Consider the following 13,294-nt stretch of genomic DNA (forward strand, 5'->3'; position numbering starts at 1 on the left):
AAACTCTTTGTTCAAAAACTTTACTTATAATTATATCAGCCATCAATCTACTATGTCTTCCATTTCCATTAGGAAAGCAATGGATGCTCACTAATCGATGTTTAAATATAATAGCCAATTCATCTTCAGGAAAATTTTTATTTTCTATCCAAAACAAAGCATCATCTAATAACATTTTTAATTCCGTAGAAATTTTCCAATAATCTATTCCTATATTTTTATTGCTCTGTCTAAAGTTTCCTGCCCATTTCCAAACAGACCCATACATTTTTTTATGTAAGTCTCTAATGAATTTTTCCGTAAAAATGGTTTCTTTTTTTAATTTTTTGGTTAAAACCCACAATATAGCCTCCTCTATATTTTTTTGCTCAAACTCATCAAGTTCCTCTCTCGTTGTTACTGTAGGGATTAGTAAGCCCTCTTTTTCTTCTTCATCTAATGGTGTTTGTCCATCTATGTATTGAAAATCTAATCCCATAATATTTTTGGTTGATCTTTAATTAACTCCTCTGTTCTTTCTTCTATAGCCTTTAAAATTCTATCTCTTGTATTTTCTTGTTCTTCCAGTTTCATTGTATTAGCTGAACGCATCACAATTTCAATCGCTAATTCTCTTGCTTTTCTTTCAATATACGCATTCAGATTTCCATCTTTGGGTACAAAACCATAAACCAATTCCATATCCATTGCTTTACCTATTTCCCTTAGCGCATTAAGAGAAATCGTTCCTTCTTGCTCTCTTCTCTCAATATCCAAGACCGATTGTTTGGATATGGAACGCTTGTTTCCTAATTGTTGTAATGAAATACCTAATGCTTTTCTAATCGCTTTTACCCACCCAACAGGAGGTACATTAACACCTTTTAAGACAGAAAATTTTTCTATCTTATCATTCATTTGTTGTAATTGTAATGATTTAAAACCTTTCATCAATTTATATTATAGCTTTAAATCTACAAAAGTAATGATATATTTTGACTTTTAAAAACAAAAGGTCACACTATAATATAACTACCATTCAGATTGACAACATAATAAAAATCTCTTCATACATAATAAATAACTGATTATCAAATCTATTATGCATAACAAGGAACCGCCGTTTTAAGTTTCTTTTTATTTTTTTTGTTTTTTCGTTTTTCTTCCACTCTGCATATTTTTTCATCCGAAAGAAAATCTGAAAAAAGTTATCCACTAATTGACAAAAAACAAAACGTTATTTTATAATTTATTATTTTATTATTTTATTATTTTAAGGGGTACTTAAAATATTGATAATTAGTTATTTACACGGTTGAAAAACGAGTTTTTATAATGAAAAAACGAGTTTTTATAATGAAAAAACGAGTTTTTATAATGTTATTACGAGTTTTTATAATGAAAAAACGAGTTTTTATAATGTTATTACGATATATAAAAACGAATATCGTGCATCTATCTCGTTTTTCGTATATTTGCAAAAAATAAAATAATATTTATGGAACTAATAGATATCAATACAGAGGATAAAACTATTATGCAACATAACTCTATTACCTCTGGACGCTATGATTTTTCAGCGTGTATGTTAGATGTTTTGTTTATGGTATTAGCTTCATTGGAAAAAGATAAATTAGTGTATACAATCCATACTGGAGATATTGAAGCTATTACTGGTAGAAATTGGAACATAGAGCAATTAACAAAGTCTACCGAAGCAATGCTTACAAAAATGTTTGAAATAGAAGATAGCAAAAGCTATATTCAATTTGTTTTGTTTCAATATTTCAAATACTTAAAAGGACAACGATCAATTGAAGTAAAGTTATCGGAGATAGCGCTCCCTTATTTTTTTGAATTAAAGAATAACTTTACTGCAATGCAATTGAAATCTGTTTTAGGTTGCTCTTCAAAATATGCAAAAAGGTTGTATGGTATCGCTTGTCAATGGCGTTCTGTTGGAAGTAAAAGATTTGAAATAACAGAGTTAAAGAAAATGCTTGGCCTAATAGATAAAAAAGGGAATGAGCAATATGAAAGAATATCCGATTTTAAAAAATTTGTATTAGACATAGCCAAAGACCAAATCAATGAAAATACGGATATAGATTTTGATTATGATCTAAAAAAGCGTGGGCGTTCCTATCATTGGGTTACCCTTCATTTTCAGAATAGACAATTCAAACAATTAGAATTTGATTTTAATAACCCAATCAATATAGACCTATCCATTGAAAAACAAAAATTTAAATCTAACATAATGGCTTATGGACTTACAGAAAGTCAAGCCTCTATCATTATTGAGAACACTACTCTGACCCAATGGGATGAGATTATAAAAAACCTTAACAATAGTGTAAGACAAGGAAAAATAAAAATAGATAATAGTGTTGCCTATCTCATAGGCGTATTACAGAACATGGGTAAACTACCAAGAAAATCAGAGAAATAAAAGATATTTGTCTCTCTAAATAAATTTAATTATTTTTGCTATAAAAATATAAATATAGTATTATAGCAATGCCAAAATTTATTCTATCAACACACCAAAAAGGAGGTGTTGGAAAATCTACTCTAACATTTAATCTTGCCTGTTCTCTTACTTCACAAGCAAAAGTTGCTGTTTGTGATTTAGATCCACAAGGAACATTAGCAAGTCTGAAAAACTTATCTGAAATTCCTATTTACAGCAATAAGGATTTAGAAACGCTCAAATATTCTGATTACGATTTTATATTTATAGACACACCGCCTTATCTCACAAATGAGCTTCCAGGTCTGCTTAAATTTATGGACGCTATAATTATTCCAACGAAAGTAGGATTGGCTGATTTTATGGCGATCTCCAAGACAATTGAAATTATAGAAAACTCCGGAAAAAGTAATAAGGCTCTTATCGTCCTCAATATGGTAAAACCAAATACAAAATTAACTGATGAAATGAAAGGAAGCCTTCAAGATGTTCTTGTCAAAATAGCGGATACTTATATTTCCGATTTAGTGGCTTTTACTCGCTCTCTGGCTATAAATGGTACGGATGATACAAAGGCTCAAACTCAAATAAACAACCTATTGATGGAGGTTTTGACTATTTTAAGCAATCAATAAGTAAACTATAAAAATATATTACTATATAAATATAAAACTATAATTATAGCAATGAAAAAAAAGACAACAGAAAATATGTTTGAGTTAATTAATAAAGCTAAAAACAGTACTCAAACACCTATGCAAAATGAAAAAAATGGGGTAGTAAAACCCGTGACCAAGGGAACATTCATCTACATTGAAGAGCATAAACTAATTGAACTAAAAAAAATGGCTGCAGAAAGAAAAACGACACTCAAGGAATTGATAAACGCTGCTATTGATGAGATGTATTTTAAATAAGATTATAAAAACCATTCCTATCTAATACATAGATAGGAATGGTTTTTATAATACTACAGTATATTCTTCTTAATTCTTTGCATAAAATCATTTTTATAATTCGCTCCTATAGAAATCTTTGCTCCATTTTTCAAGACAACAAAACCATTTTCTACCATTAAAATATTTGGTAACGATACTATATAAGACTTATGTATCCGCATAAACATTTCTTTTGGAAGAATTCGCTCCATATCTTTCATAGTGTAGTAAATCATTACTTTTTCCTTACCTCTATTTATAGAAATGTAATTACCCATCGCCTCCACATAATCAATATCTTGAAAATGAATTTTTATAAATTTACCTTTTTGCTCTGTCTTTGTGTATATATAATCTTGTTCTTTGATTGAATTAGTATTAACTTGTTCTAAATTTGCTACTACCTTTTTTATAGCTTTTGTAAATCTCTCAAAAGAAATAGGTTTCAATAAGTAATCTACAGCATCATTATTAAACCCCTCCACAGCATATTCCGAAAAAGCCGTACATAAAATCACTTTTATTTTATCATCTAAGATATTCATCACTTCCAAGCCTGTCATTTCATTTATTTGAATATCTAAAAATACCAAATCTGGTTTTTCTTTTTTTATAGCTTTTAAACCATCTATTGGGTTCAAATAAGCTCCTATCAATTCTAATTCTGGAACTTTGCCAATATGATGCTTCATAATATCTATTGCAGGTTGCTCATCATCTATAACAATACATTTTACCATAACTATTTATATATTTTTAGATTAAATGTATAAAAATCTTCGGTATTATTTATATCTATTTTATATTTATTTTCAAATGCAAAATTCAATCTTTTTTCTAAATTGGATAAACCAATATTATGAGACACTACATTGGATATTTTTTTTCTTTTTTTATTTTTACAAATAAATAAAAGTGTATTTTCTTCAAAGATAATATCAATCAACATTGGGTTTTCAATATCTGATATAACTCCATATTTAAAAGCATTTTCTACGATTGTTATAAATGATAAAGGGGGTACATAATGATGCTTATCTTCTCCTTTTACGCTCTTGTTAATGTAAATTTGATTAGAATATCTTAGTTTATAAATAGAGAGAAAAATATCCAAATGTTCTATTTCTTTATGCACAGGTATACTCATATTTTCCATCTCTATATTATCCAAAGAATACCTCATTAAATCACTCACCTTCATAATATTATTTGCTAAGTCATCCGATATAGGAAGCGCTTGTGAATATAATACATTTAATGTATTATACAGAAAATGAGGGTTGATCTGTGCTCTTAAAAAAGCATATTGATACTGCAAATTCTCTTTTTGAATTTCAAGTTGCTGTAATTCTAAATTGTGTTTTTCTTTCTCTAATTCTAACACTTTTCTTTCTTTTCTTAAAAGTTCTTCTACAATAAAAAATAATAATGCATAAATAAAAAACTGAATAAAATATCTAATTACTTCCTGAATAAATAATTGTAAAGAAAAGCCTTCTACTAATAAATATAGTCCAAAATAAGGAAATATATAGTGTATCAATCCGTATGCTATCATTATAAAAAATAAAAATAATAGCAATATATAGGAAATACCTACTATCTTATTGTCTTTGAATCTTCTAAACAGATATAAAAAGGTATAGAACACCCCTATAAAAGGAAGCAATGGTAAAACTACTGAAAATATATTGATATCATTTAATGTGAGTAAATTGAGAGAATACAAATAAATTACATATACTATCCAACCAATAATATGTAAAATAACTTTATTATCTTTATATTTATATACTATTTTCAATAGCTATACCCTTTTGATAGGATACAAAATTAACCAATTTAGAGCTAATTATAGTTATATTTTGTTCACTATCCTCAATCGGATATTCATAATAAATTGTTTTCATTTCTTATGCCACTAAAATATTATTATAATATAACTCTTCTATCATAGAGTTATCTATATTACTAACTTTATGTAAATCATATTTTAAAGCCCTTTGTAAAGATTTATATAAGTTTTCATCTATACTATATGATATAAATTTATATCTATCAAATAAGAAATTTTCATCCAATATTTTAAATATCCCAAATCGCTTACTATTAAAGTACAATTGTGAATTATTAAAATCTATGACTTCTTTTTTTTCATACTCCTGTGTATTTGTCTCTATAACCATTTGCTTATATAAATACATCCAAGCTTCCCATTGCTCTGGGTATTGATTTACAAAATATGAAAACTGATTATATACATTTTCTAGTGTATCTTGCACAAAATCTTCTCTATCCTTACTTTTATCATCTTGAATAGGGTCAAAAAAGTGCAATCTCACATCATTTTTTGATTTTCTGTAAGACAAACCTGTAATTAAAGGAACATTCGCTATACTTGCTAACTGAATAATCCCTTTCTTTACATATAATTTTTGCTCTAAAAAATTTATGATAGCGCATTCAGAGGAAATATTATTAAGATTTCCCCTAAAACCATCCAGATAAACAAAAACACTTCTTCCTGATCTTAGTTCTCTTAAAATTTGAAAAGCCACATTAGGTGCTTCAAATTCAATAAACTTAGCATCTCCCTTTATAAACATATTTTTTTCAAAACATTCTTTATCACTTTCAATAATTGATCTTGGAGCAATTGCTGTATAAGAAATATTATTTTCTACTAGATATTTATTTAGAACTCTATATGATCCAAAGTGAAATGTTGAAATTACACACGGGTTATTCTTTAATAATTCCAGCGTTTCTCGAGATAGATTTTCAATCGTTATATAATCCAATACATCTTCACTTGTCTGCTCAAATTTAGTTAAAGTATTATGAAGCTGTATTCCATTAAAAACATCATAATGCTTTTCATATTTCAATTTTGGCAACATTTTGAATAAGCTACCACTCATTAGATTATATTGACTACTCTCAAGTACTTTATCATAGTAGTCAATCTCTTTTATTTTTTTTTCTACTTGTGAATATATCTCATCTATCCTATTAAAATAATCTGCTTTCATATGCTATGAATTTTTAATATTTTTAACCAAATTAAACACTCCTATACAAACGAATATCAATGATGATAATAATTTAACTGATGATATAGAGAACCAATCTCTACTATCGATAATATTCTGAATATGATCTACACTATTGTATAGGTACATAAATAAATAAATTGTAACAAATATCCAGAATACGAAATTTAAAAGAGAATAGAGCATCAATGATTTTTGATATACAAACTCCTTAACTACTCTACGAGGTGAAAAAAAGAACATTCTAGTTAATTCCGCTGCTTTCTTTTTCAAATTGGATATTTGAAATAAATCACTATATATCCAATATCCATCATATCTAAAAAAAGGATTTAGCGATGTGATAATACTTATTGTATTTGAAATAATCATTATTAGTAATAAAGCGTTATTCTTCAATAGATAATACATCACCATTAGAATTACATTTATAATCAGCTGAATATATACTCCCCCTAAATTAACTATAATTCTTTCTGTTTTTTTCAATTTCCAAATATTAGTTGTATCTGTATATAACACTGGAAATATAAAATACATTCCAAAACCTATTTCTTTTGGCTGCTCTCCGAAAGAGAATGTTGCTATTGCGTGTCCTATCTCGTGTAAAAATATTACCACAAAGAAAAACATATATAAAACTATTATATTTTCAATACTAAAATTCTCATACATAATTTCATATCCTTTAGTAAATACAATACTATTGATATAAAAAAATAGAAAAGTTATAATCGAAAATAATAGACCACACAATGTAAATAAGTTCTTATTAAATATGAATGAGAAAATACTATATACTTTATTTGCAGTTTCTCCCCTCATTATTTTTATTCTATTTTTTATATAGTTTCCTCTTTTTTCCTCTTTTGTATTAATAAGATTCTGAACATTCTTAATAGAGTCCTCTATCAATTTACTATCTGTAAGAGAATTATCTTTGTACTTGTCATTAACTCTCCTACTAACCCCCTCATAGTCACTACATAAATTATATTCTGTTAATATATCAAACAATATATCATTAATAGAGAATAACTTATCTCCACTTTCTAGGATATACCTAGGGGGCGTTTCTTTGGTTTTTATTAACTTATAATTCATTATATTTTTTTTAAAAAAAGGCAGGATTATTTTCTGCCTTTTGTGGAGATTGGTTACAGGTCTATTTCAATAATAATTCTGCAACTTGCACCTGCCATTTCTGCAGTTTCTAATCTAGTCTCCAACTGTTCAATGTTAATTACATTGGTCTTCATAAGAAAAAAAATTTAAAGGGGTAAACATTATTTAATTATTCTACTAGTATTATTTTACACGATCTTAATGGCACTTCTGCCGTCTCTAATCTTTCTTCTAATTCTTCTACAACTATTTTATTCATAATTTATAGGGTTAATTTATCACATTTCGGTTAATTTGTATCCTTTACTTTTTAAAACATCAAGAATATTTTGTTTCCCATTTACTGCATATTCTACTCCTATTGTAAATAATGTGGGTTTTTCCGCTGTCTGTTTTTCAATTTTAGGCACAATAATTTTCAAATAATCTTTCAAAAACTTATCGGTATTCTTCTCATTAAAATATGGATTTTTAGTATAAATATTTTCTAACTCTACCATATTTCCATTATTATAAGCTTTATTCTTTTGCTTTACAGCTTCTTTTATCTCATTCGATTTATTAAGTTTATAAGATATATTCTTGTTCCAATAGTTCTTATCTTGAACATCCATAAGAGTTACATACTCTGAAATTGATAACAACTCTGAATAAGACAATTCTTTTTTCTCTGCATATTTCTCCAATGCTACATTAATATTTTCTCCTTTTACCGTACCACAAGGGTTATCCAATGAGCCCAAAACCGCATTTACATAGAAAGGCTTAAACATATTTACCATCTGTTCATTCACTCCCATAGCTTCTTGTACATATCCTACTAATTTTTGGTAATCAGATACTGAAAGAATATTCTTAGCCTTTTGCTCTTTCTCGGTTACTTGTATAAAATTTTGAAGTGTAGCCTTATTCTTATTTGAGTTTAAATTAGCTTCCACTGATATTGCACTCACATTAGGTATAACATCTTTTTCTAATCTCTTCAAGTATTGATTATCTCCACAAGTCACTGAGTTCAAATAAATATATGAAGGTTTTTGATTCTCTTTTTCTATTTTATATACCATTGATGATTGTGAAAAAGAAATACCCGATAATAGTACTGCAACTAATGATAATGCTTTCATAATGTATTTTATTTATTGTTCTACTTTCAATCTATTTTCTAACTCTTCTATTGTATCTGTTTTTCTCTTCTTTGACTTAGAACCTCCTTCGCCAAATTTATATGTAAAGGCTAATGAAATAAATCTACTTTCTTGTTTTCTATTTTGATTTAAATCAACTCCATTATAATCTACAATTCTATCTGTTTTAATCGTATTAAATATATCAGAGATTGATAGTTTTATATTAGCTCTATTAGCCAATATTCTTTTGGCTACTCCAATATTTGAAGATAAATATCCTTTCTGTTTAAAGATTCCAAATGCTATATCACTCTGGTAAATCAAGTTAAAATCCGCAGACCAACCTTTATTGAAAGAAAATTGATTTATACTTTGTACTTGGTACGCCCAAGTATCATTAGCATTATTGGATTGGTAACTGTCTGTTGATGTATTAAATTTATAGCCTCCTACTCCTCCAACTAAATTACTTGTCCAAACATTAAAAAACTTCTTCATCCAACTTACATATACATAGTAGAAATCAGAGCTCTTAAAATTGGTGTAAGTATTTATCGTTGTATCACCATCTCTTACATATAACGGTCCCAAAGCATCAACTGAATGCGTTTCGCTTATACCCATTGTTAAATTCTGGTTATATGTATAGGTAAAGTTTATAGAATGATCTATCTGTGGGCGTATGTTAGGATTACCCTGATAGTAAGAATAATCACTTTGATATCTTACAAATGGATTAACCACTTCAAACCCAAATCTCTGAATGCTCTTTCTATAACTTAAATTAAATACATTCTGTATATTTTTAAGATATTGGATACTAACACTTGGAAATAAGTTAAAATAACTCCTGTCATTAGTTTCCCCGCCAATCAATATTCCTTGACTATGGGTATATTCTCCTCTAAATCCTAAATTCACTTGCCAATGGTCTCCAAAATACTTGTCCCAGGATACATATCCAGCTACTACATTTTCTTTGTATATAAACTGATTACTTTTCCCTGTATTGGTTTGCCAATGATTGGCAATATTATCTTGCCAAAGTATATCATTATCTGTCTTGGTAAATAAGCCTTTTACTCCAAAATCAAACTTTCCTAATTCTGATGGATATTCTATGTCTGCTGAAACGGAATACACTCTATTTAAAGAATTTGATGTATTTCTCAATAAACTTACCGTTCCTGAACTCGTATTTTCAAAATGATACTTCTGGTCTTTTGTATATTCAAAATAATCTGCATTAATATTTAATTTTCTATTCAACGAATCTAATACGGATTTATAGTATACATTCATTGCAGGATTCTGAATATCTATTTTTCCATTATTTTTTACTTCTGATAGATTTAAGTTTCCTTTATCATTTAGTGTTATTTTATTCAAAGAACTTATTTTATTATCTTTATTCATTCCTCTGAAAAACACTCCAACCGAATTTCTTTCATTGAAATCATAGTCTACCGAAATATTATACTGATGACTATTATTTTCTATATCATTTTTTTCATCTTGGTACAATTTTAAATCAGAAGATAAACTCTGATTTATCTCTGTATTCCGATACTTATCAGAATTTTCATAACTATAGCTTGTGGATATATTTAATCCCTTGTTTTTATAATTTAAACTTAGCGATGGAAAATGATTAACATTCTTCCCAAAAGAAACTCTATTTGCAATAGATCCATTTAGTCCGTTTTTTCTATTTTTTACCAACTTGATGTTAATTACAACACCCCCTACAGCATCATATTTAGAAGATGGGTTCTGTAATATTTCTATTTTATCTATAGTATTTCCTTGCATTGAAGAAAGGTAATTCTTCAATTCTTCTCCTCTAAGATTAGATAATCTACCATTGATCAATACTGTAACGGATTTTGAACGAAAACTAAGTGTTTCTCCTTGTTCAACAATTCCAGGTGATTGTAAAAGAATATCATACGCATTACTTGTTGATGCAATAACATTTTGATTTACATTAATACTGATCTTATCTCCTTTTTGAACAATATATTCCTTATTGCCTTTCAAAACAACTTCTCCAATCGTTTTTTCTTTTTCTTGTGCATACACTACACTTCCGAAAGAAATAAGTAAAAGCGCTATTGTTATTTTGGTTTGCTTCATATCGTTCATTTTGATACTGCAAACTTCTTATAAATTTCGTCGTTTTGAAAAAATATTATTTAAAAACGCTTTTTCTATATTTATAAATTAGTTTTAGAAAGATATTATCTTTTTTTTAATATCATTATCTTTTATTTTTATTTGTCCAGTTTCTAAACTCTTTATCTTTTTGAGGATTATGATTAAGCCATCTTATCACATCTCTACAAAAGTCATAATTCTCCTTTTTATTAAAATCATTCCTTCCTCATTTAGTTCCTTTACATATTCCGTTCTAATTTGTTGTACAGAGTTAGAGTGACTTTTAAAGGAAAAATACATAAATAATCCACTAATAATCATCATTACAACGCCTGCAACAAACATATACACACTATACTTGGGTATATTTAATCTTTTATTTAAATTATCTATTGAATCTCTATCAAGAGAATTCAATCTTGTTTCAAGAACTATTTCAGAAGGAATTTCAGAAATGACTTCCTTTACCTTTCTTTCTGTTTCCCCTATAAATTATCCCTTAAATTCATTTAACCCAACTCTAATACGCTCAACTTCTTTATTTGCATCTATCAGAGTTTTATTATTGAAAATAACTAAATGATTAACTACTTCACTAATTTTGATTCCTGATTGATTAATGTAATCTATATTTTTTTTCAAAAACTCTAAAATATTCCTATTCTGTTCTGCTGATTGCTTGTAACTTTCTTTAGCGTCTGAAATAACTTTTTCTAACGCTTCTTTCAATATTGTCCCTTTGTTCTGCTGTTTCTTGTTTTCTTCGTTCATTGCCTTTTTTTATTTGGTTATTTATCAATAACTTATTTAAATCTTTCACTTTCAGTTTTCTATCTAATTCCGATAACTTATATCCATTTTCAGAATTAGAAATATCATCTTGTAGCGATGTCAACGTATAACCATAATAATTTTGATTATACTCTTTAATTTTACTCTTTTCTTCTTCCTCCTTTAAATAAGGCATAATTCTAAGCCCAATAACCTCTCCGTTTCGCTCTTGTGTTTTAAAATAAAATCTCAATTCTTTGGCTTTTTCTTTAGCTTCTTCCCAAGAGGTAGAACGCTCAAAAATAGAATATACCATTTTAGAAATAGCTGTTCTAAGCGCCTTATTTTGATCACCTCTTATCTGTTTCCAGCCTCTTTTCTTGGCTATTTGTTCGGCCACTTTCCCACTCCTATCTCCTATAAAACTATCCGACATTAACTTACCATCAAATCCCACTCTATTAGCAATCAAATGAATATGTGGATGCGCTGTATTCCTATGGGCTACAGCGTACCATTGATGATTTTCAAAGCCCATTTTTTGAGCATATTCCAGGGCAAGTTCCCGCAACTCATCATCTGTTAATGAAACTGATGGAGATATCACTTGTTCAATAAAAGGTTTTTGTCCGCCTCTACCTTTGTAAAGTGTCGTTAATAATTTCATCTCCTCATACCGCTCTCGGTAATCAATAGCATCCATCTTATTTTGACAAAGAAAAACTGCGTTTTTCTCTCCTTTTTCTTTATAATGAGCTGCAGAAAGACTTCCCTTAACCGATTTAGCTTTAGTTACCATCTTTTAATTCTTTTTTAATTAAAAAAATAACTTCTTCCAGTTCATTTAAAAACCGAGCTCTTTCTTCATCATTAAAAATACCCATACGCAATGCATTACTCAACCGCTTAAAATTCGTAGCTGATTTTGTCAGCGTGACACTTCGTTCAGGATCAGGCATTCTTTTATGTAAGCTACACCTCCTGATATATTCAGAGTAACTTAATCCAAATGCTTTCGCCATTCTTTCTACTTCAGTCCATTCGCTTGGGGCATAACGAATAGTTTTATTCAGAATTCTATTTTCATTCAAGACAGAGGGACGACCTCCTAAAGCTCCCCACTCTTTTCTTTTTTCTGCTAAAGATTGTTTTGCTACATCTTCGCTTATATCTTCCCAAAATTCGTCGTCTAATAATTCAAAAATATTTTCTTCCATAATTATATTTTTAGCGTATGTATTTCCCCCTGCGACCGGAGGAGCAGGGCAAGAATGAGAAAGACAATAGAAAATCCTGTAAGGTTTTGTATATCTTTACTTACTTCTTAACCGATGATCAAACCAATCAACAGCATAAATATATAAATAGTTTTTGATATTCTCTAAATTGAAAATATGTTCTCTTATTTTAGCCCAAATTAAAAGGGAGAATTTTAAAATTCTCCCTTTTAAATTTTAAGTTCTCGAAAATTTAATCAATGCTGAATAATTTCCCTTATCAGCTAACTTTATTGCTTTCAGATAAATTTCTCTTGCGTTAGTTTCGCAAGACAAATTATCGCCTCCCCAACTAAAAACTCTTTGTTCAAAAACTTTACTTATAATTATATCAGCCATCAATCTACTATGTCTTCCATTTCCATTAGGAAAGCAATGGATGCTCACTAAT

At 28.3% G+C, this 13,294-nt stretch carries 14 protein-coding genes and 1 pseudogene; 3 read left to right on the top strand and 12 right to left on the bottom strand.

Annotated features, from left to right (window positions below; all coding sequences use genetic code 11):
* Together BLS89_RS09925 and BLS89_RS09930 are read right to left on the bottom strand one after the other, a co-directional pair.
* Positions 1 to 478, bottom strand: a 478-nt coding sequence (locus BLS89_RS09925; RefSeq protein ID WP_092738010.1) for a mobile mystery protein B, incomplete at its 3' end; no start/stop codon positions are given.
* On the bottom strand, positions 469 to 930 hold the full coding sequence (locus tag BLS89_RS09930; protein WP_018676028.1) for a mobile mystery protein A: 462 nt from the start codon (positions 928 to 930) through the stop codon (positions 469 to 471). The genes BLS89_RS09925 and BLS89_RS09930, both read right to left, overlap by 10 nt.
* A gap of 547 nt (positions 931 to 1,477) precedes the next feature.
* On the opposite strand from BLS89_RS09930, the gene BLS89_RS09935 reads away from it, so the two are divergent.
* The 3 genes from BLS89_RS09935 (at position 1,478) to BLS89_RS09945 (ending at position 3,369) form a co-directional block, all read left to right on the top strand.
* Entirely contained in the window at positions 1,478 to 2,431 is a 954-nt protein-coding gene (locus BLS89_RS09935) for a replication initiation protein (protein ID WP_092738012.1), read from the top strand.
* A 68-nt stretch (positions 2,432 to 2,499) separates the two neighbouring features.
* The gene (locus BLS89_RS09940) at positions 2,500 to 3,087 is read left to right on the top strand and encodes a ParA family protein (RefSeq protein WP_092738014.1); all 588 of its coding nucleotides are present in this window, start codon (positions 2,500 to 2,502) and stop codon (positions 3,085 to 3,087) included.
* Between the two features lie 51 nt (positions 3,088 to 3,138).
* Positions 3,139 to 3,369 (top strand): hypothetical protein, encoded by a 231-nt coding sequence (locus tag BLS89_RS09945; protein ID WP_092738015.1) that lies wholly within the window; start codon positions 3,139 to 3,141, stop codon positions 3,367 to 3,369.
* Between the two features lie 53 nt (positions 3,370 to 3,422).
* On the opposite strand, the gene BLS89_RS09950 is transcribed toward BLS89_RS09945, so the two are convergent.
* The 10 genes and pseudogenes from BLS89_RS09950 to BLS89_RS10835 form a co-directional block, all read right to left on the bottom strand.
* Positions 3,423 to 4,130, bottom strand: a complete 708-nt coding sequence (locus BLS89_RS09950) for a LytR/AlgR family response regulator transcription factor (protein WP_092738017.1) — start codon at positions 4,128 to 4,130, stop codon at positions 3,423 to 3,425.
* 2 nt (positions 4,131 to 4,132) lie between these two features.
* Entirely contained in the window at positions 4,133 to 5,194 is a 1,062-nt protein-coding gene (locus tag BLS89_RS09955) for a sensor histidine kinase (protein WP_092738019.1), read from the bottom strand.
* Between the two features lie 109 nt (positions 5,195 to 5,303).
* Positions 5,304 to 6,422, bottom strand: coding sequence for a lysophospholipid acyltransferase family protein (locus tag BLS89_RS09960; protein WP_092738021.1), 1,119 nt, complete (start codon positions 6,420 to 6,422; stop codon positions 5,304 to 5,306).
* Positions 6,423 to 6,425: 3 nt separating this feature from the next.
* On the bottom strand, positions 6,426 to 7,547 hold the full coding sequence (locus BLS89_RS09965) for a hypothetical protein (protein WP_092738023.1): 1,122 nt from the start codon (positions 7,545 to 7,547) through the stop codon (positions 6,426 to 6,428).
* Between the two features lie 299 nt (positions 7,548 to 7,846).
* Positions 7,847 to 8,695 (bottom strand): TraB/GumN family protein, encoded by an 849-nt coding sequence (locus BLS89_RS09970; protein WP_092738025.1) that lies wholly within the window; start codon positions 8,693 to 8,695, stop codon positions 7,847 to 7,849.
* Positions 8,696 to 8,707: 12 nt separating this feature from the next.
* Positions 8,708 to 10,834: an outer membrane beta-barrel family protein gene (locus tag BLS89_RS09975; protein WP_176763304.1), complete on the bottom strand. Its 2,127-nt coding sequence runs from the start codon at positions 10,832 to 10,834 to the stop codon at positions 8,708 to 8,710.
* A gap of 513 nt (positions 10,835 to 11,347) precedes the next feature.
* Positions 11,348 to 11,584: a hypothetical protein gene (locus BLS89_RS11135; RefSeq protein ID WP_245688988.1), complete on the bottom strand. Its 237-nt coding sequence runs from the start codon at positions 11,582 to 11,584 to the stop codon at positions 11,348 to 11,350.
* Positions 11,547 to 12,425, bottom strand: a complete 879-nt coding sequence (locus BLS89_RS09985) for a relaxase/mobilization nuclease domain-containing protein (protein ID WP_092738029.1) — start codon at positions 12,423 to 12,425, stop codon at positions 11,547 to 11,549. The genes BLS89_RS11135 and BLS89_RS09985 overlap by 38 nt, the downstream gene beginning before the upstream one ends.
* On the bottom strand, positions 12,415 to 12,843 hold the full coding sequence (locus tag BLS89_RS09990; RefSeq protein ID WP_245688990.1) for a plasmid mobilization protein: 429 nt from the start codon (positions 12,841 to 12,843) through the stop codon (positions 12,415 to 12,417). The genes BLS89_RS09985 and BLS89_RS09990 overlap by 11 nt, the downstream gene beginning before the upstream one ends.
* A gap of 237 nt (positions 12,844 to 13,080) precedes the next feature.
* Positions 13,081 to 13,294: pseudogene (locus tag BLS89_RS10835) on the bottom strand (mobile mystery protein B); the annotation flags it as partial.

The sequence above is a fragment of the Riemerella columbipharyngis genome (assembly GCF_900101995.1).
GTDB lineage: Bacteria > Bacteroidota > Bacteroidia > Flavobacteriales > Weeksellaceae > Riemerella > Riemerella columbipharyngis.

What these genes read in the sequence shown, in the direction of transcription:
- BLS89_RS09930 (WP_018676028.1), bottom strand. Translation starts at nt 930, where the DNA reads ATGAAAGGTTTTAAATCATTACAATTACAACAAATGAATGATAAGATA.
- BLS89_RS09935 (WP_092738012.1), top strand. Translation starts at nt 1,478, where the DNA reads ATGGAACTAATAGATATCAATACAGAGGATAAAACTATTATGCAACAT.
- BLS89_RS09940 (WP_092738014.1), top strand. Translation starts at nt 2,500, where the DNA reads ATGCCAAAATTTATTCTATCAACACACCAAAAAGGAGGTGTTGGAAAA.
- BLS89_RS09945 (WP_092738015.1), top strand. Translation starts at nt 3,139, where the DNA reads ATGAAAAAAAAGACAACAGAAAATATGTTTGAGTTAATTAATAAAGCT.
- BLS89_RS09950 (WP_092738017.1), bottom strand. Translation starts at nt 4,130, where the DNA reads ATGGTAAAATGTATTGTTATAGATGATGAGCAACCTGCAATAGATATT.
- BLS89_RS09960 (WP_092738021.1), bottom strand. Translation starts at nt 6,422, where the DNA reads ATGAAAGCAGATTATTTTAATAGGATAGATGAGATATATTCACAAGTA.
- BLS89_RS09965 (WP_092738023.1), bottom strand. Translation starts at nt 7,547, where the DNA reads ATGAATTATAAGTTAATAAAAACCAAAGAAACGCCCCCTAGGTATATC.
- BLS89_RS09970 (WP_092738025.1), bottom strand. Translation starts at nt 8,695, where the DNA reads ATGAAAGCATTATCATTAGTTGCAGTACTATTATCGGGTATTTCTTTT.
- BLS89_RS09975 (WP_176763304.1), bottom strand. Translation starts at nt 10,834, where the DNA reads ATGAAGCAAACCAAAATAACAATAGCGCTTTTACTTATTTCTTTCGGA.
- BLS89_RS09985 (WP_092738029.1), bottom strand. Translation starts at nt 12,425, where the DNA reads ATGGTAACTAAAGCTAAATCGGTTAAGGGAAGTCTTTCTGCAGCTCAT.
- BLS89_RS09990 (WP_245688990.1), bottom strand. Translation starts at nt 12,843, where the DNA reads ATGGAAGAAAATATTTTTGAATTATTAGACGACGAATTTTGGGAAGAT.